Source organism: Fusibacter sp. 3D3 (assembly GCF_001748365.1).
GTDB lineage: Bacteria > Bacillota > Clostridia > Peptostreptococcales > Acidaminobacteraceae > Fusibacter_A.
In genome coordinates this window covers 61,617-81,708 of the sequence record NZ_BDHH01000009.1, presented here as the reverse complement: position 1 = coordinate 81,708, position 20,092 = coordinate 61,617, and the positions used below count along the sequence as shown (strand labels likewise).

Here is a 20,092-nt window from a genome sequence, read left to right as displayed (position 1 = left end):
TATGAAATGGAATGGATTACCAGTTGTTATTTTTGGCACCGGAGGAATTTCAAAAGAAGTCTATGCTTTAATAGAATCAATTAATAGAAACTCAAGTCAACAATGTTTTGATGTTAAAGGGTTTGTTGATGAAGATGAAGCAACAATAGGGAAGAAGATTGTAAATCAAATTTCAGTCATAACTTGCGACAAGTTTTTTAGAGATTATTGTGAACATTTTAAGGTCTTAGGGATTGTGATTCCAGTAGGTACTCCGAGCGTTAAAAGGAAGATTTATGATAAAATCAAAGATATTAAAAATTTGGTTTATCCTAATATTATTGCACCTAATGCTATTTTTGATTTTTCAATAAATAGTATTGGATATGGAAATATACTAACACATGGAGTCATTACAACTGTAGACATTCAAATTGGTAATTTTAACTTAATAAATTTAGCGACTACACTAGGCCATGATAGTATTTTGGGGGACTTTAATGTTATAAATCCACTATGTGCAATATCTGGGAATGTACACATAGGTAATGAAAATTTGCTTGGCGTAAGTTGCACAATATTACAAATGCTTTCTATTGGTGATTCATGTCAAATAGGCGCAGGAGCTGTAGTTACAAAAAATGTAGACTCAAATTTGACTGTTGTTGGAATACCAGCAAAGGAGTTAAACAAAAAATGAAAATTGTTTTTGGATCAGTCATATACAAGCAGAAAATAGAATATATAAATGCTTTTATACAATCTCTGAATGATCAAGATTACGATACGTTTGATGTCCTGTTACTTAATGATGACTTACAGCTTGAAGAAATCGAATATATCTGTCAAGGCATTAAAAAAAATGTTATTTTAGAAGAATTTTGTAAGGATTTAAAACCTTATGAATTGCGACAAGAATTGATAAAATTATCCTATATAAAAGGTTATGATCTTTTGATAATGGGTGATTTTGATGATGCTTTTTCGCGCAATAGAGTAAGTGCTATTTTAGAAGGTTATGATGAGGAATGTGGTTTTTTTTACAATAAATTGGTAATATTGGGATCGGATGAACCTTATTTTTCATTTTTTCAGAAAGAGACGAATTCAATCAACGATATTTTAAATGGAAATTATCTTGGATTATCAAATTGTGCTATAAATTTAAATTTACTAAATGATAAAATCCTTAAAGATATCAGTAAATGTAACACATCGATTTTTGATTGGGCTCTTTTCTCAGTTTTATTGCTGTCATCATTAAGGGGAAAGTATATTGAAAATACACATACGTTATATAGATTTCATAGTAATAATATTATAGGTAGTCTTGTGGGGCAAAATCAAAAAATGATTGAGAAAGAAATAGACATAAAAATAATACACTATGAAATTCTTAAACGTATCGAGCCAGATTTTATTCGATATTTTCATTATTATATGAACTTAAAGGAATTAATAAAGAATAGGCCAGAACGATTATTTTATTTTTTGAAAGACGATAAAAATAAGTGGTGGAATAAACTAGAATATAAAGAGGACGGTGTAAGTGGAATGGTAAATATCAATGGATACTTGATTGAAAACTATAATAAACCTTATGTAATTGCAGAAATAGGGGCTAATCATAACGGTGATATGGAACTTGCTAGAAAACTGATTGATGCAGCTAAAAAAACGGGGGCTCATGCCGTTAAATTTCAGTCGTGGACTGAGAAGTCTTTGGTATCAAGAACAGAGTATGATAGCAATCAAAAATATGATGATTCACCTAAAAAGCATTTTGGTTCACTTGAGGAAATGGTTTCAAAATATTATTTAAGAGAAGAACAACATTTTATGTTGAAAAATTACTGTGATGAAATTGGTATCGATTTTTGTTCGACACCTTTTTCAGAAGAAGAAGTTGATTTGCTTGAAAAATTGGATGTGCCTTTTTACAAAGTTGCTTCAATGGACATTAATAACTATAGATTGCTAAGATATATTGCCAAAAAGAATAAGCCAGTTTTTCTCTCTACAGGAATGTCTACTATATATGAAATTGATAAGGCCATAAAGATCATTGAAGAAGAAAATAATAATCAAATTGTGATATTGCATTGTATTTCTATATATCCGCCAGATCCAAAGGATATTCACCTAAACAACATTAAAATGTTGCAACAATTATATCCAATGTACCCAATTGGGTTTTCTGATCACACAATAGGTACTTCTGTCCCTGTAGCATCTGTTGCGTTAGGTTCAGCGGTGATAGAAAAACATTTTACGATTGATAAACAAATGGAAGGTTGGGATCATGAAATTTCAGCAGATCCTATTGAATTAAAATATATTGTAGATGAGAGTAAAATTATAGCAGATGCGTTAGGCAATTATAATAGGACTGTATCTAAAGCAGAAGAAAACAAAAAAAGTAAATTTAGAAGAAGTATTGTTATGAATAAAAATATGAAGGCCGGCGAGATAATTGGTGAAAAAGATATTGCTTTTAAGCGTCCAGGAACCCACATATCTCCAGAAAATGAAGCCTATATAGTTGGTAGAAAATTGAAAAAAGATATGGCATACGATGATCTTCTATCTTGGGGGGATATGGAATAAATATGATAGCAATTATACCTGCAAGAGGTGGTTCTAAGGGATTGCCTAGGAAAAATATTAAGTTGTTTCATGGAAAACCTTTGATTGCCTATACTATTGAAGCTGCATTAAATTCAAAATATATTGAGCGTGTTATTGTTTCAACTGAGGATGCTGAAATAGCGGAGATTTCAAAAAAATATGGTGCAGAGGTTCCTTTTTTGAGACCGGCAGAATTGGCAACAGATACATCAAAAGCGATCGATGCTTATGTTTTTACGGTTGAGAGTCTTCAAGAAATCAATAAAATGACTTTTGATCAGATTGTAATTTTGCAGCCAACATCACCTCTTAGAAAAGCTACCCATATTGATGAGGCAATTGAATTATTTTTTGAAAGAGGAGCAAATTCTATAATTTCTGTTACACCATCTGATCATCCACCTCAATGGTATAAGACAATAGATACACAAGGTGTATTACACAGTTATATTGACTCGGATAATAGTAAAAATAGGCAAGAACTCGAATTAACATATATTCCCAATGGAGCTATATATGTATTCAACTATAGTTTTTTAAAAGAAAATGCTAGTTATTATTCAGATTCTACCTATGCTTACGTAATGGAGAAGAGGTTCTCAATTGATATTGATTCGATGTACGACTTTGCTTTAGCTGAAATAATTTATCACGATAACCTTAGAATAACTTTTGAACAACAAAAAGAGAAGGTGCAAATAACTATAAACTGATGAGAGGTTATTCTGATTTTCAGTGAGATGACTTGATATTGAATTTATAAACAAGGGGGAGATGTTATGGGGCATAGCGATTTGGGAAATGAACTTTATGATTTTGCAGTTGAGTTATTTCCTATAAATAGAAGTATTACCGGTGAGGGGGTTCGAGAAACATTATTGCGAATCAAGAAGCGGATACCCATTGAAATTAAAAGTGTTCATACTGGAACTCAAGTTTTTGATTGGACAGTTCCGAAAGAGTGGAATGTTAGAGAAGCATACATTGAGGATAGTAATGGAAATCGAGTTGTAGATTTTAAGAATAACAATCTACATCTTGTAGGCTACTCAATTCCGATGGATAAAATAGTAAACCATGGTGTCTTTGGTAAAATAGAATTAAGCAAAACGGCAATCAAAAATGACAAAAAATAATTGCCAGTACAATCCCAATAAACTATCCTTTTAGGTAGACAAACACTTAAAAGGGGTGAAAGGACGTGCTGACAATTACTCAAATCAATTATATACGAAAAATGTACTTCGATAAAGGACATTCTGTCTCAGAAATTGAAAAAAGAACAACACATTCACGTAACACCATATTGAAATACATTGAGAAAGAAGACTTCAACGAAAAGCAGCGTTGCCAAAAGGAAAACCGCAAATCAGATTTGGTTCGGCCATTTGTGCGCCAAATATTGCTTGAAGACAAAAACAAACGAAGAAAACAACGTCATACAGCCAAGCGCATCTATGAGAGAGCACTGGATGAAATACCTGAACTTTGCCAAATTAAAGAACGGCAAATGCGGACTGTTGTCGCTGAAGAGCGCAAAGAAATTTATACAGAAAACGTATGCTTTTTAGATCTTGAGCATCCTGGCGGAGAGGCACAAGTAGACTTTGGTGAAGTCGACATTTATGAAGATGGCAAGCTTGTTAAAGCACATGAGTTTGTAATGACGTTTCCATCAAGTAATGCAGGCTTTTGCCAAATAACTAAAAGTGAGACAATGGAAGCAGTCTGCGATAGTATGGAGAAAATATTCAATCACATTGGCAAGGTGCCCTATAAAATCTGGTTTGATCAAATGGCTGCCGCTGCGTTACGGCAAAAAGATGAACATGGCATCGTAATGGCAAATCCACGCTTTCAGAAATTTGCAATGCATTATGGCTTTGAAATTAACTTTTGTAACCCGAACTCAGGTAACGAGAAGGGATCAGTCGAAAACAAGGTAGGTTATTTTAGAAACAATTTGTTTATTCCWGAGCCCCAAGTACATCACTTAGATAAATTTAATAAAGAATTGCTGGTACGCTGTGATAAAGACAATGAGCGGGCACATTACAAACACAAGCCTGAAACTATCCAAATGCTTTTTGATAGAGAGAAAGAACACATGCACACTGTTAATACCAAAGCTTACGATCATGCCCGTGAAACAATAAATCATGTTTATAAGAATGGGCATATAAAAGTAAATTCCAATGAATATTCTGTATCCCCTAGTAAAGTAGGTGAAAAAGTAATCGTCAAATACTATGCTAATGAGCTGATTATTTATGATTCAGGTTATCGTGAAATCACAAGACACAAGCGTTCATTTGAAAAAGATAAAAAATTTACCCACTGGATCGATTTCATCACACTGGTTTCAAGACGGCCAAAGGCACTTAAATACACAGGTTTTTATAGTCTTTTGCCCGATGTATGGCAAAATTATACTTGCACCTTAAAGAAAGAGGAAGTAAGTGAGGCGTTGTCATTTCTCAAATTTTGTTTACTTGAAAAAGATTTTGACTTTGCCAGCAAGGTACTTGAAGAAAATATTAAGCAGGCAGTGTATTCACCTAGCGCTCTGTGGACAACGTACTACAGATTAAGTGAAAATAAGGCCCTTTATCTACAAGGAACAACRGATACACTTCCAATGCTTCCAGGATACGCCATACACCTCGATGATTATGATATGCTGTTAGTAGGTGGTGTGTCATGAAACAAGCCATTACAAGGCTACAACAGCGGTTAAAACTAAGTAGCAATCTCATTGACCTTTATGAGACAATCCCATACGAGTCAAAGGATCAGTTCATTCACGATTTTCTTCTGAAATTACTAGAAGAGCGGCAAGTGAATATCATCGACAGAAACATGAAGCAAGCTGGTTTTCCTGGTAAAAAGACACTTGAAAGTTATGATTTTTCTAGGGTTATTTTTCCAGAAAAACTTACTCTTGAAAGTCTTACTGAACTCGATTTTTTAGAAAACCAACAAAATCTCATTTTATATGGGAACATAGGTGCGGGAAAATCGCATTTAGGTGTAGCACTTGGTATTAAAGCTATTCAGCACCAAAAGTTGGTGTATTTCTTTACTGTCCACGATTTAGTGAATCGCTTGGTTGAAGCACGAGAAAATGGAACGCATGGAAGGTTAATGAAAAAACTTGAAAAGGCTCATTTACTCGTGCTAGATGAGTGGGGCTATCTACCACTGCATCAAGAAGGTGCTAGACTGCTGTTTGAAGTGGTGAGTATGTGTTACGAACGAAAAAGCATTATCATAACGACGAATATAGAGTTTAGTCACTGGAAAAACTTTCTATTCGATGAAAAACTTACTGCAGCGATCATTGATCGGGTGATACATCACTCTCATTTACTATTCTTTGATGGTCCAAGCAGACGGAAACAAGAAGCTCTATTAAAATAATAAGACTATCGGATTGTACTGTTCAAATTATTTTGCCATTTTCGTCAAAAAACTATTGCCAAATACATGATAGAAACTGATCCTATCCAGTGGATCAATTTCCCCATACAAAAATCCACCGAATGTCATAACAACATTCAGTGGCTCAATTCATTGATATTACTATATTCTACCGTCTTTCGTCTATCGTCTTTCTAACTTCACAACGACCTCTACGTGCCTTGAGGAGACAATAATGATGTCGTTAGGACCCATTGGGACCTTGGCGTGAGTAGTTTTTCCTATTTAGTCATTTGATTTCGCTATCCAATTTCTAATCATATGAATATTGCAATTTCAAAGTCTCCATCTTTGCAGGTATGGTGTTCTTTAAGCCAATCCGCAGTTTTATAATCAGCGAGCTTTGATGGGTGCCCATGAGTATTATTCAAACCGTAACTATAAATAGCTAGTGAATTGATTGATTTTTTTGCTGTAGGGACTACACCTTTCGCAGACCAACAGAATTTTCCTCCATGATGACTCGCAACAAGTATATCTAAATTGTCCAACTGGCTTTTCTTTACATAATCATATTGCTGATCTCCTGCCACTAAAATATTGTAAGCGTCAAAGAGCCCACACGTGGTGAACGTATGAGCTCCAAGTTATAATGGTATAGATTTGCATTTTTCAACAACAGAAGGGCTCCATGGGAGTAAATGATCGAGTGCATCTTCAGTTGTCAATGAGATGTTAGGCAATTGCTCCATAATGAACATTAGATAGGCAAATGGATTTAACCCATTTAGTTTTGCCGTCTCAATCAGCGTAAAGTACGTAGCACTTGCCTTCGCGCCGACTGCTGATTTTGAAAAGAGAAAGTTCTTACGAGAGATTACGAAGGGTTTTACTAAGCGTTCCGCCAAATTATTTGAAAGAGAGCACTGTCCATCTAAAAGATAGTTCGTTAACAACTCCCAATTGGATAAGCTGTAAGCAATAGCTTTACCTAAAAGACTTTTGGGCATCGTAATCTTTTCGTTTTCTTTTAGCCACACGAAGAAAGCCTCCAGAACGGGCTTAGATACTTCGAGACGTTTTTCGTAACGCTCTTGAACCGTGAGCTGATCTTTTTTAAAGCTCGCTTCTAGTTTAAAGAGGACTTTAAAAAACTTTAGTGCTTCATTGGCACGTCCGCTTTCGACAGGTGCATTTTTCTTACCCATCATGTAAGCATTAAAAAAATAACGTCGAGCATGGGCGTGGCACCCGACGCGGATTACATTTTCGACCTTGTTATAGCCGTTGAAGTCATCAGTCTGCAGATAACCACTAAAGCCATTCAAAAAGACTTTTGCATATGCACCAGCCCGTCCAAGGCAATGGTCGAACATAGCGATTTTAAAGGCGCTAAGCTCTCCGCTGCCATACACCCACATATATGTTTTCTTTCCAGTAGGGTTGAATGTCTTATCTAAGACGGTCAAAGTTGTTTCATCTGCGTGAAGAAAAGTCTCCATAATGAGGTATTGGCGCATTCTCTCATAAAGTGGTTCGAGCCACAGTTCAGAGACTTTGATGCACCAGTTAGCCATATTCTGCTTCTTGATCTCAATACCAATTTCATGATAAAGCCGTTCCTGACGATCAAAAGGAACAGCACCATTGAATTTTTGATTAACAATCTGTGCAAGCAGGCTCGGTGACACGAAACTACCCATCAGAAGCGGTGCCGGTGCGGATGCTTTCTTAATAGGTGTCGCTTCTTCATGCAACTGACAGTTCCTACAGGCATACTTATGCATATGGACTTCTTTGATATACAATCGTGCTGGAACGTACTCAAGTGTAGACTTTACTTCAGTGCCAATGGAGTGCAGTTCGCCTTGGCAACATTCGCATAGGCGTTCCTCTTCAGGGAGCTCATAGAACTCTTTTTCTACCGGCAAGTCTTTAAAGGCATCACGATTTAAGCCGCGGTTATAAGCCTTGCGACGTTTATATGTGATTTCTTCAATGGTAGGTTCTTCAGACTGAGGACGTTGTTCAACTTCTATTTCATTAAAGAAACTCATTTGATTAGAATCAATTATCTCGCTAGATTTACCGAATTGTGCCTTCTTAAGAAGGCCAAGCTGCTCTTTGAGCCACCTGTTTTCTTGGTTTAAGACTTCAACTTCGTGTTGAAGTTTTGCGACGATTATATTCGAATCACTAGTGCCTTTAAAGTCTTTGTTTTCAATGGGTTCGTGTGTTTTAATCATACTTTATTATACCACAGATTCCGTAACAAAAAAAGAGAAAACTGTTGAAAAATCAACAGTTTTAGAGAATTTGTCGCTGTAGTACTTCCGTATGAGAATTAGGTTGAAAAGGGTCTAATCCATCAAGTAACCAGTTGAACTGTCGCATCGTAAAGGTCTTACACTTACAACTATCTGTGGGCTTGGGCCATTTAAAGTACCCCTTCTCAAGACGCTTATAATAGAGCCAAAAACCATTATGGTCCCACACTAAAATCTTTAACTTATTTCGGTCTTTGTTGCAAAACGCGAAGAGCTCGCATGAGAATGGATCCAGGTTAAATTGGTATTTAATTATCATCGCCAAGCCATCGATATGGTTTCTCATATCTGTTGATCCGCATGCTATATGAACGCGTTGGGCCTTATGTCCATTTATGAGCATATCTTTAGGACCTCCATTAGCGTTCTAAGAGAAGATGCATGGATGGTGGTAGGAATATGGACTTTAAATATGCCAATTTCAATCGTGTAGTAATCTAGTTTTGGTGCAGGCTTTTCTTGACTCGGATCCACCGGCATTGAATCGGTTTGTGATGTTTGCGGACTTTCTTCTTGAGCACTAATCCATGCCACTTTGGGCACTTTCTTTTTCTGCTGTTTGGCCTTTTGCGCTGGATTAGTTGGGAAGTTATAGTCTCTTATCGATTTGGAAAAGTTCTTAAATGAACCATAAGGCACTTGATTCTTTTGGCACCACTCAGTAGCGATTAGCCCACTTGCTTTCTGTTCTTGCAGAAACCGCACTTTATCTTCAATTGTATATCGCATGATTAATCAACCTCCTAAGCTGATTATCTCATGGTAACAAACGATTAACTATGTGTGCTGTATTGTACGCTTACAAAATATTAAGTTCATCTCCCTTAACATCACTTCCTTGAATACGTAAAGTTAAACCCATTTCATGAACATGATTCGCCGTCCTAAGCGGATTTATTTTCGAATATCCGCTATAAGTAATCGTTCCACAAGGAAAAGACAAGTCAGAGTTAATCATATGTACTGATCCTCCACTTACAATAATCTCTGCTAATTTATGATTAAACTGAGGTCCTCTCGGTTGGTCAGGTATATACCAATGACATCGATATGCATTTATATCATCTGCTAACCTAAACCAATGATCCTTGTCAACATGGGACAAAATTATCGTAATCCCTGGATTTGTGGGCATATTTATTCTTGCAGGTCTTGTGAACGCGTTTCCACCATATGGCATGCCATAATCAAAATATAAAAGTATAGAATTGTTCTCATCAGATAACGATGTAGCTAACGCTTGTCCAACATTATGTGTTTTAAACACGCATCGTTTTATTTCACCTTCTATTTTTTTATTAATTACATCCAAAGCTTCAATTTTTTCGGTTTCATTTATGTGTAATGATAGCTCATTCATAATCGTTTCTACCACTTCTGGCATTTCAAAAAAATCATGAATCTCAAGAAAATCTAAGTAATCCCCTCTTGTACTATCATTGCTTAACTTCAGCGCCTCATTCTCTACAATTCCAATATCAAAACAGCCTTCAAGTTGTAATAAATTATTTCTAAATCTATCAATATGCGAAGTTTTCACTTTCTCAATTCTTCTATGTCTACCTTTAACAAAATAGCAACTAATTTCGTTTGTATCAGTTGATATATTAAATAGCGAATTATGATCGATGTATGTATCCATTATATCTATATAGAGATTTTTTTTGATTTCGTTGATATTTTCACTATATGGATTTTCATATAATAGATTATTACTAACTTTTTTTTCATAAAAATTATTAGCTCTTTTCAAGAATGAGTTTTTTTCATCTAACAGAGTTGAGTCGATTAACTCACCATAAATAAAATCCTCGCGAGAGCTAACAGTCGAATAAAAAAGAGCGTAAAAAGTCTGCTCCATTCTCACAAATCCGTATCTGTGAATTCCAATGGGTAGTCTTGACTTAAGCAATCGCCCCATTTCTTGCAACAATCTTTTATGTACGGTTACATATAGCCTAAATTCAAAATATCGCTCTTCAACTATACATTCCTTCAAATTTTCACTAAATAATATCTCAACAACTTCATTAATCTCCTGATTATACTCCAAAAGCGAAGTGTTGTTTCTTAATTCACCATTTTTTATTTGATATCTATATATGAATGCCAATACAATTGCTCCTTCCAAAATATTAACAAAATTCGATGACCAAAATACACATTAGAACTACTTATTTCAAACAACGCATAGACCACATTATGTACAACAGATTCACAATCAATTGTATATAAAATCGAGAACAATATTTCCATCTTACTTCTACTTATGGTTTGCTATAAATTACTTGTACTTTTCACATAAGTTTATTTCTTTGAATACTGTACATCCCCCAGAACAGGGTGTTGCAAACAAGCAATTATCCATACATTCATTATTCCGCATACCGAAAATAAGCCCCTTTTGAGACTGCTAAACTAACTATAAAAATTTAATTAACCTTGTCCATAACTTCGCCAACTATTCTAGTAATATAACTCGGAACTATATTGAACTTGGTTTTATCGAGATAATGCAAATAGTCATTTTCGATGTGATATGTTTCATCAATGAATTTATACCATGCATCATCAAAAGTTGAAAATTTTATTTTTGTCGGGTCTATAATTCCACATAAAGTCCTGAATAATTGTAGCTGAAAATATTCATTGCCTTCATTCTCATATAATATTTTAATTCCATCAACCGTGAAGCTGTTATTTTTGAGATGTTGAAAATCAAAATCTGGGATAAATTCAATAATTTTTGATAAGCCATCACTTTGATCGCTCTCAGGCATTTCAATATAAACGTCATTTGCAATTTTTCTTCTTATTTCACTACCATGAATAAGGCAGGATAATATTTCATAAGCATTAGACCATGAACCACTGCATTCATTTAACTCACATAACTTTCTCAGAAAAACAACTCTACTTACAATATTTACATCTTCATTGCTAGATATTTCGTGGCATTCAGAAATAATCAATTTAACATCCACTGATGCGTCTATCTCTTTTTCTCTTAAAATACCATTTTCATTCCAGACATAAGATGACATTGCTTTATCCTCTGCTAACTTTCCAACTAAAATGAAATCGGTAATCGGTTCAAAATCATGAGTTAACAATAGCACTGTTTTTCCCAAAAATGAAACGTCCTTTTTACCTAAGTTTTTAAACATACGGTGCATAATTGCATATTTCTTGTTGCTATCAAACGAAGAAATTGGATCATCCAGAATTATCAAATCTGGATTTTGAGCCTGAGCGTAATACATGAATAAAATCAAAGAAAATGCATTTTTCTCACCCCAGCTAAGTCTCTGCCGAATATCTGAAACGCCGGTTTTCTCTGTTGCAAAGCATTGTTTTAAGACTGTTTTATTATTACTCTCATCTTCTGCCTGAATTTCTAATTCATAATTAATTCCTGCGGTTTTCAAGAATCCGTTAATATCATTTTGAGATGCTTGGATTGTCGCTTGAAGAATTCCCTTTAACGCACCTAAATCTCTTTTCAATTCTTGTACTTCATCCTTGAGCTTGTTGACATTACTATTAATCTCAGTGAAAACTCTATCAATAATTTCCCCTCCAAACATATCAAATAATGGTAGAGGGAAATCCATTTTGTTTATATGTGATTCGATATTTGCAATATCTGCAATCACAATTTTCTTGTAGCCAAACTCTGATATTGCTTGGAATCTTGATAACATCAGGTCTAATTCAGATACCAACTTGTTCACAATAGTACTAATTGCATCCTCAGGTGTATCATTTTTTATGAATCCAATTAGCTCAACATACTTTTCTTCCTTCATGTATTGTTTTAGATTTTCCAACAACTCCAATGCTTCTTTAAGATTCTGAGAATCTGATTTTGAATACGTCTTTTTAAATACGTCTCGTTTCGTAGAATGCTTAGGAATATCCAACTGCTCTGCACAATAAGGGCAATGACTTTCTATATCATAAGCTTCACCTTTATTTTTCCAATCAATCCAAGGAATATTAATTTCTTTATTCTCTAAAAATGGCTTATATGATTCTAATTCATTGGGTACATTATAAAGGTTCTGCTTTGAAAGAAGGCTTTTATAGGTACCCGTCTTTTTAATACCTCCCGTTGCAGTCCGATTAAATTTGTCATTTATCTTAGTCAAGTTCTCTTTTAACATTGATATTTCATGATTTTCTTCCATGATTTTCTTTAATGCAACCAATCTATTATCAATCGCTTGCTTCTTTTCATCATAATTCGGCGTTTTTAAAAACACTTGAAACGTATTCTCAATAACGTTATCTTCTTTAAAAACAACTTGGTCGACAAAAGTATCATCAAAAACAAGAATTTTAGAAATAGTAGGGCTTATAGAAATATTTGCTGGATTCTCTGAATAATATGTCTTCAACGACTGAAGCTTCTCTGCGTTACTAGAAAACAGTATAGCTTTTGAAATAGTGGATTTTCCTGTTCCATTTATTCCATACTTGATATTTAATTTATTCCTCATGATTGTAACATTACCTTGCAAAATGTTATTGCAGTTAGTTAAATTGATATTATGCATCTTAACTCCCCCTTACCGAATCAATTTATAGTGAACCAATATTTTATCCTATTTAACTATAACAAAAGAAACTGTAGATATAAGTTTTACATCTTTAAATTCATGAATCATTTCTATTTTGTTAACATAAAGTGTAATTTTCTCTATGTAAACTGGAGTTAACTCAAGCAAATACTGATGAGATTATTGTAAAATGCATTTAGTTCTACATCCAAAAATTCCTCGCCTTCAAATACAGCCTTGCAAATATTAAAGATTTCAGTAAAATGCTTATCTGCAATTTTACTATTAATATCTCCAAGAAGTTTTAGAATTTCATCTTTATACTTTTTTTCAATAATCTTAAAATACTTTGCATCCTGTTTGTCGATTAGCACTTGTCGAGATTTTGAGTATGCCCACAATAATTCGCCTACACGATCAACATTTTCGTATCCTGTAACAGCAGGTTTTTCAACATCATATACATTTGCAAAACAGTTCACCATCTGTATTGTAACCTCTACAGGAAAAGGCGGAGTCAATTCATTTATCAAAGACTCATCATCATTTTCGACAGCTTGTTTTAGTGTCTCAAAAAATTTCTTTGGAATCTTTAACCCATTAGGAATTAAGATATTGGGTTTGTTGCTACATAAGAGAATCAAATAATCATATTCTAATTCGGCAAAAGGAGTGCATAGGTACAAGAGATGCAAAAGTTTATCACCATCTGTCATATCAAAATTATTCACAATAATCGGATATTGACTCAGTATCCCATCGAAGCAATAATGTTTAGGGAAACTTATGGAATATGCAGCTGATAAATCACTTAAGGCATATAATGTTTTTATAAGTTTTTCTTTATAGTTCTTCTCATACCAAATGCTTATTTGATATTTATTAAAGTATTTGCTAGGTTTGTGTTCATTAAAATACAGGCATGAACTCATTAGGCGTTGATATGCTTCATCTTCATTTTTGCATAGCTCTTGATGTTTTTCCATTAGTATTTTTTGTTCTATACAAATCTCGTTAAAGTATGTTTGCATTTTCATTAGAGTCGACAATGTCTGCCGTAAATTTATTAATGCTAACCGAGATTTCTCGTTATCTCTACTCAAAAATCCAACTACTTGATTGTAGAAATTTTGTATGCTTTGAAAAAAGTCGCTTTTGATTTTGCTTAACCCCTCTGGAAGATTTGCTTTTTCGTCAAAAGGTCTATCCTCATAAGGATATTTATACTCTCTAATCAGCTTTTTGTTTAATTCTTCCCTAAGTTCATCTATTTCATCTGCAAGTTTGCCTAATTGTTTTTGCTCCAACAGTCTATGAATGCACACAACAATTTTATTGGACAAATTTACAATATTTGTTCTAATACAAAACCAATGCTCTAGCCACCCATAAATGCTATCGCATTCATAATTGCTGAGAATTGTTTTGCTCCAAAGGGATGTAAATTCTTGATGATACATAATTACAATATTTTTGATTGGCATAGTCTTATGTGCATCATTAGGAATTTCATATCCAGACAGTACATCTATTACTGGTTTAATAGCATCAGCACAATAAGTATCAAAAATGGGAAGCGTTTTGCATACGGTTTTTAATCTTGCCACACTCTCATCATTGCCTTTATTGATTTCGCTTGCAAAGAGAATATAATGCACATGGATTTCATCTCTTTTCTCGTTAAAGTATACTTGTAGTGATTCAGTTTCATTTCTTAGATATTCTAAAATACAATCTAAATTTTCATTAACATACACCATGTAGGTTTCTCTGTTTCCACAAAAACAAGTGTACATAATAGTTGATATAGTATCCACAGAATAACTGTTGCAGCGTTCCCAAAGCAATTTTAGGGAAATGTTATTTGATAAATTAAACGAATGGTCAATGTTGATGAGCCAATAAATAATTGTTGCATATGAAGTAATATCCGATGTAATATTAAAGGCTTCATCATTTTTAAAGCGTTCATGTAGAGCTTTACACAGAAAGTAGATGTCTGTTTTTGATAACTCTATTTTAGGTGTAGAATTTCTAAGGTTGCATAGATATTCTATATTTTTGTTATCAGGCATTATTTTTTGTATATCATCTAAAGTGTTTAAGGAGGTGTCTATCTCTTCAAATTTAGTAAATGGATTTAACTCCATATCTAATAGGCATAAACCACCATGTTCATTTGCATCATCATAAATACTCTGATTGGCAAGGTAATATTGCATAACGCTACCAGAAAATATGCCACGCAAAGCATCTACGTATGGGATCAAATTATTTTTATCCCATATCACTTCAACTAATTGTAAATAGAAATTTTCTTTATTACTTATTAACTTTGGAAGACAAGAAAATAGCTTAGCATAATAAGTAGAATCTGCAATATTTATAACTTGCAATGCCGTAGTTTCTAACCCAATAAATTCATGCAACTTATCAACAATATGCTGCGAGCGTACTGGATGTAATCCTTCTATATATTTTTCCGTGCTATCAATGCGAATTAAAAATTCATTTTCAATGCTCTTTAGCAGTTCTCCATAATCTTGAGAGGTTGTTTCTGTTAAACTACCAATGAGTTTATTTGCTGAAAGTTTAATTCCGCATATGTCCGCGAAACAAATCTTGCGAAGAATTTCGCACTTAATTTTACCAGAATTAGTACCACTAATTTGAATAATTTGATTATTGATTCGCTCTGATAGCATTTCGCCATGAGTAAGTAAATAAATATATTCAATCAATAGTTTCTTTTTTTCAACAATCCTAAACGATTTTTGCCAATCTGTTATTGAAGGGTGCAATTTACCTGTTTGACAAAGCACTTTAAAAATATCCTGTGCTTCTTCTTCACCAAGAAACAATTTAACTACATGTAAGGATTTAACACTGCTTAAATCTCCGCTATAATTATACCAATCATCTTCTCTGGTCGTTATAACTAATCTGTAATGATATGCCACTTCATTTTGTAGCAGTTGGGCTAATCTATTCCACTCACTAAGTTGAGAATCTAGATTATCAATAATAATTAGTGGCTTTTCTCCCATTTTTACTCTCGTGGCAAAATAAGAAACTATATTGCTCAACTCTTTATGGTCATTACACGATAAAAGCTGATAAATTGTATATTGTTCTTGCAAGTCATAGGCAACTTTAAGAGACAAGGTTGTTTTCCCCTGACCGCTCGATGCTTTAATTACAGTCACTCTATTTTCTTCGACAGATATAGCAACTTCCTTTTCCAATAAAGTTCTTTTTACTGGTAAGTGCCGTGCGATATCCTGATAAGAAGGTTTTTTTCCTTCATAATAGCTATAGTCTGTTTCGTAGTTGTCGCCGGACTCAAAAACAGCTTTTTTTATCCAACTGTGTGCAGGGTTATGTACACCTTTGCTAATATCATCTTTAATATTGAGAATTACAATATCAAGCTCATTTTTATTAATGCTATTTCTGTGTTCCATTTTTTCTAAACAACAAATTTTAAGACCGTTTGCAAATATTGAAATATTGTCTGTTACAATATCGTAAGTGCCTATCAAGAGCTTTTCAATTTCTCGAGACAAAATGCTTTTTTCTATTTTTTCAAAAGAAAGCTTAGAGATAAAGCTATCGTATGAGAAGTCATTCCAATTCCAAAATGGATTTTCTTCTTTAATTTGTTCAATTATCCTTGCCCAATAAGTGTTGGAAGTAATATCTAAGCTGCTTTCAAAAAGTTTACTCAAATTCCCATTAGCAACCTCAAAATCATAGATCAATTTAAAATTTCGATTTTTATCAATAAGATAAGCTTCTAAATAGTTTTTTAGAACATCTTTTAAAAAACTGGCATCTTGTTTTTGTGTTGAATATTTTAATTGTATATGAGTAGTAAAATCATCCGAATCTCTAAGGCTAATCTTGTCAATATCTTCAATTCCCTCTAAATAAAAAACAGTATTTTCTTTTATTTCAGATAATATCAAATAGCAAGAATATAGAAATTGATAAGTAAATCCTGTGAGTGCAATTTGCCCTCCAGTTCTTGACACTTGCAATTCTTGAATAGTTGACTTAGATGTACAATAATTTTTTTTTATTTTATCTGCTTTCTTTTTCGCCATGTTCTCACCAACTTTCTCTCCAAATTAATGCATATATTTTAAGCTTTGTGGTAGCTCATCTTCTTACTTACAAAGTATAACATGTTAATCAGTAAATACACACTTCTCATGTCGTATCTTTTAATTAAAACATGTCCATCATACACTTCAATCCTATCCACCTTACTTTTCAATTCACCTTCATCGTAAACACCGTGTTATCCCGCACATTATTTACTTTTGAATAACCCTATATCAGTCAAAATAAAAGAAGTTAGTAGACATTTTAATCTGTTGCATRATGCATCAAATTATTTTATYCGCTAACTTCTTATGTTATCATGAATACATTAAGTTTCATTCATACARCAGAAGTCTCCCCGACCAAAGTTTGACTTCTGCTGAAACTCATTACAGAGAGGAGATAGACCTCGTCTATAACAATTCATATGATAACGATTTTAACGGATAATTGCAATCCTATTTCTCAAATTTTATACGATAATGTCCTAAATAATCTTCAGAATCATCAGTTGGGATGTATTTGTGGCCATTCGGGATGCATGTCTATTCATGGTTACTATAACCGTGATATTAAGTATGAAGATGCTTCAGTAACCTTACGCATCAGACGTGTCATCTGTTCATTTTGTAAAACAACTCATGCCATTCTATTAGCCTCCATAGTCCCTTATTCTCAGATCTCTCTCCATGACCAAGTTCGTATTATAAACTGCCATAAACGCTCTGATGACTTTACGCCTATCATGGAAGACACGCCCTCTATCGATGAGAGCAATATTCGGTATGTTATTAAACAATATCTCTGTCATTGGTTAAACCGCCTCCTTGCTGCTTCTTTACCTCTTTGCCCTTCAAASRATTTAGTAAAGCGCTCTTTTTCAAACTTCAATCGCCAGTTTATGCAGATTAAACGAACRCCTAATCTCCTTTTTCTAAAACCCACATAACCTAACACGACCAACTTTATATTTGCTCCTATAATGAAGATAATTCTAAAGGAGGAACATACTATGACTMACGATCAAACTCATGCAATCGCTTTGATGCGCTATTCTATCATCGCTCCACTTATTTCTGGTCTATCTGATCAATACGAATCTAAGGAGGCTTTCTTTCGTGATGCCTCAAGTAAAGGTGTCAGTACCCCAAAGGGCACCATTAAGCATTTTGCACCCGCTTCCATTAAACATTGGTATAACAGTTATCAACGTGGCGGTTTCGACGCACTACTACCTGCCTCTAGATCGGATACGGGAAAGTCTCGCAAACTTGATGATGAGCTTCAAGAACAGATTAAATACCTTAAATCCAACTACCCGCGTATGTCTTCTGCTGCAATTTTCAGGCAGCTTCGAGAAACTGGGAGTATAAAACCCTCTGAATTATCAGAATCAACGGTCAATCGCTTTATMAAGCACCTTGCGATCCATCAAAAGACCACTACCAATCAAGACATGCGACGTTATGAACGCCCTCATATCAATGAAGTTTGGTGTGGGGATACCAGTGTGGGACCTTATCTTAAAACGCAAGACGGTAAGAAACACAAAGTGTTCATTATTGCCCTTATTGATGATGCTAGCCGTTTCATTGTCGGCATCGATGTCTTTTTTAACGATAATTTTGTGAACCTTATGTCGGTGATGAAGTCTGCTGTTGCCAAATATGGTCGCCCACAGATGTACAATTTTGACAATGGTAGCTCCTTTAAGAATAAACAAATGGAACTGTTGGCAGCGCGCACTGGCTCAGTGCTCCATTACGACAGGCCTTACACGCCAACACAAAAAGCAAAAATCGAACGTTGGTTTCGCACCATGAAAGATCAATGGCTTGCGGCTCTGGATATTCGGGATTTTCATTCCCTTGATGAGTTGCGTGGTAATCTTTTAGCTTACGTCCAAAGGTATAATCAGTCACCACACGCCTCACTTAAAGGGTCTTCTCCACAGGATCGCTTCTTTTCAGAACCCGAACGCATCAGGCGTCTTACTGATGAGGAGATTCAAAAACACTTCCTCCTTGAAATTGAAAGGCGCGTTTCCATCGATTGTGTCATCACCATCGATCAGATTGAGTATGAAGTTGATTATCGCTTTGCAAAGCAAAGAGTTCGCCTACGCTACTCTGCGGATATGGCATCTATTTTTATTGTTGAACACGATGGCACTTTTACACCTATCCGATTACTCAACAAACACGAAAACGCCTTTGTTAAACGAGAAAAGTTACATTTGTATAGAGGTGAAGAARTATGAACATGAACTATATMGCCCGCTACGGTTTGGAATTCAACCCTTTTTTAAAGAATTCTAAAGARGTTCTTGTTGACACCAAAGAATATCGCGAAACCCTCTTTCGTCTTGATTATTTAGTTAAAACAAAGGGCTTTGGTCTTCTTACGGGCACTCCTGGTCGCGGAAAAACCACTGCTATCAGGCACTGGGCGAATAACCTCAATCCCTCTTTATATAAGGTGATTTACTCTAGTTTTTCTACGCTCACAGCTAATGATTTTTACCGCAATCTTGCTGTAGAACTTGGMGCGCAACCCGCTTTTCGTAAGCCTGATAATTTCAGAACTATTCAAGATGAAATTTCACGACTTGCCATTGAAAAACGAAAAACACCCGTTATTATCATTGATGAAGCCAACTATATCAATACCGCCATTCTCAATGACCTTAAGATTCTCTTTAACTTTGAAATGGATTCTAGAGATCGCGCTGCCATACTCCTTGCTGGACTGCCTTCTCTCAATTCAACACTTCGTTTGGGCATCCATGAGCCCTTTCGYCAGCGCATCGTGATGAACTATGACATGGGGGGCTTAACAAAAGAAGAAGGTCGATGCTATATAAATGATAAGCTTAAAGGTGCTGGATGCACTCAATCCATTTTCGATGATAATGCTATCGAAGCCATACTCAATGCCGCCGATGGCACACCCCGAATTATCAATAAGTTTTGCAACGCGAGCTTACTCATCGGCGAAAGTCACAAAGCGTCATCTATTAATACTGACATGGTCATGCAAGCCATTAACGATACTGARCTCTAGGAGGTT

General features: G+C 34.7%; 16 protein-coding genes. 9 read left to right on the top strand and 7 right to left on the bottom strand.

What is annotated here, in order from left to right; all coding sequences use genetic code 11:
• The first annotated feature begins 1 nt into the window (after position 1).
• The 6 genes from F3D3_RS11670 to istB all read left to right on the top strand — a co-directional run bounded on the left by F3D3_RS11670 (position 2) and on the right by istB (position 6,027).
• A complete protein-coding gene (locus tag F3D3_RS11670) occupies positions 2 to 679 on the top strand; it encodes a hypothetical protein (RefSeq protein WP_069874123.1) in 678 nt (225 codons plus the stop codon).
• Positions 676 to 2,586, top strand: a complete 1,911-nt coding sequence (locus tag F3D3_RS24445) for an N-acetylneuraminate synthase family protein (RefSeq protein ID WP_207645371.1) — start codon at positions 676 to 678, stop codon at positions 2,584 to 2,586. Before F3D3_RS11670 ends, F3D3_RS24445 begins: the two co-directional genes overlap by 4 nt.
• Positions 2,587 to 2,588: 2 nt before the next feature.
• Positions 2,589 to 3,320 carry a cytidylyltransferase domain-containing protein gene (locus tag F3D3_RS11660; protein WP_069874121.1) on the top strand — a complete coding sequence of 244 codons (732 nt, stop codon included), beginning with the start codon at positions 2,589 to 2,591 and terminating at the stop codon, positions 3,318 to 3,320.
• Positions 3,321 to 3,386: 66 nt separating this feature from the next.
• Positions 3,387 to 3,743 carry a DUF4910 domain-containing protein gene (locus F3D3_RS11655; RefSeq protein ID WP_069874119.1) on the top strand — a complete coding sequence of 119 codons (357 nt, stop codon included), beginning with the start codon at positions 3,387 to 3,389 and terminating at the stop codon, positions 3,741 to 3,743.
• A 101-nt stretch (positions 3,744 to 3,844) separates the two neighbouring features.
• Complete coding sequence (istA, locus tag F3D3_RS11650; RefSeq protein ID WP_175438361.1) at positions 3,845 to 5,311, top strand: IS21 family transposase; 1,467 nt, start codon at positions 3,845 to 3,847, stop codon at positions 5,309 to 5,311.
• Positions 5,308 to 6,027 (top strand): IS21-like element helper ATPase IstB, encoded by a 720-nt coding sequence (gene istB, locus F3D3_RS11645; RefSeq protein WP_069874115.1) that lies wholly within the window; start codon positions 5,308 to 5,310, stop codon positions 6,025 to 6,027. Before istA ends, istB begins: the two co-directional genes overlap by 4 nt.
• A 317-nt stretch (positions 6,028 to 6,344) precedes the next feature.
• Here istB and F3D3_RS24135 read toward each other — a convergent pair whose 3' ends face one another.
• The 7 genes from F3D3_RS24135 to F3D3_RS11610 all read right to left on the bottom strand — a co-directional run bounded on the left by F3D3_RS24135 (position 6,345) and on the right by F3D3_RS11610 (position 17,022).
• Complete coding sequence (locus F3D3_RS24135; protein ID WP_069874113.1) at positions 6,345 to 6,620, bottom strand: hypothetical protein; 276 nt, start codon at positions 6,618 to 6,620, stop codon at positions 6,345 to 6,347.
• A gap of 54 nt (positions 6,621 to 6,674) precedes the next feature.
• A complete protein-coding gene (locus F3D3_RS11635; protein WP_069874111.1) occupies positions 6,675 to 8,273 on the bottom strand; it encodes an IS66 family transposase in 1,599 nt (532 codons plus the stop codon).
• Positions 8,274 to 8,334: 61 nt separating this feature from the next.
• The gene (tnpB, locus tag F3D3_RS25180) at positions 8,335 to 8,697 is read right to left on the bottom strand and encodes an IS66 family insertion sequence element accessory protein TnpB (RefSeq protein ID WP_069874109.1); all 363 of its coding nucleotides are present in this window, start codon (positions 8,695 to 8,697) and stop codon (positions 8,335 to 8,337) included.
• Positions 8,688 to 9,083, bottom strand: coding sequence for a hypothetical protein (locus F3D3_RS11625; protein WP_069874107.1), 396 nt, complete (start codon positions 9,081 to 9,083; stop codon positions 8,688 to 8,690). The genes tnpB and F3D3_RS11625 overlap by 10 nt, the downstream gene beginning before the upstream one ends.
• A gap of 70 nt (positions 9,084 to 9,153) precedes the next feature.
• Positions 9,154 to 10,485, bottom strand: coding sequence for a hypothetical protein (locus tag F3D3_RS11620; protein WP_175438357.1), 1,332 nt, complete (start codon positions 10,483 to 10,485; stop codon positions 9,154 to 9,156).
• Positions 10,486 to 10,786: 301 nt separating this feature from the next.
• On the bottom strand, positions 10,787 to 12,913 hold the full coding sequence (locus F3D3_RS11615) for an AAA family ATPase (protein WP_069874103.1): 2,127 nt from the start codon (positions 12,911 to 12,913) through the stop codon (positions 10,787 to 10,789).
• A 158-nt stretch (positions 12,914 to 13,071) separates the two neighbouring features.
• On the bottom strand, positions 13,072 to 17,022 hold the full coding sequence (locus tag F3D3_RS11610; RefSeq protein ID WP_069874102.1) for a hypothetical protein: 3,951 nt from the start codon (positions 17,020 to 17,022) through the stop codon (positions 13,072 to 13,074).
• Between the two features lie 428 nt (positions 17,023 to 17,450).
• On the opposite strand from F3D3_RS11610, the gene F3D3_RS24130 reads away from it, so the two are divergent.
• The 3 genes from F3D3_RS24130 (at position 17,451) to F3D3_RS11600 (ending at position 20,086) form a co-directional block, all read left to right on the top strand.
• On the top strand, positions 17,451 to 17,972 hold the full coding sequence (locus F3D3_RS24130; protein WP_175438360.1) for a DUF6431 domain-containing protein: 522 nt from the start codon (positions 17,451 to 17,453) through the stop codon (positions 17,970 to 17,972).
• Positions 17,973 to 18,035: 63 nt separating this feature from the next.
• Positions 18,036 to 19,283: a DDE-type integrase/transposase/recombinase gene (locus tag F3D3_RS11605; RefSeq protein WP_069874100.1), complete on the top strand. Its 1,248-nt coding sequence runs from the start codon at positions 18,036 to 18,038 to the stop codon at positions 19,281 to 19,283.
• Entirely contained in the window at positions 19,280 to 20,086 is an 807-nt protein-coding gene (locus tag F3D3_RS11600) for an ExeA family protein (RefSeq protein WP_242877126.1), read from the top strand. The genes F3D3_RS11605 and F3D3_RS11600 overlap by 4 nt, the downstream gene beginning before the upstream one ends.
• Positions 20,087 to 20,092: the final 6 nt, after the last annotated feature.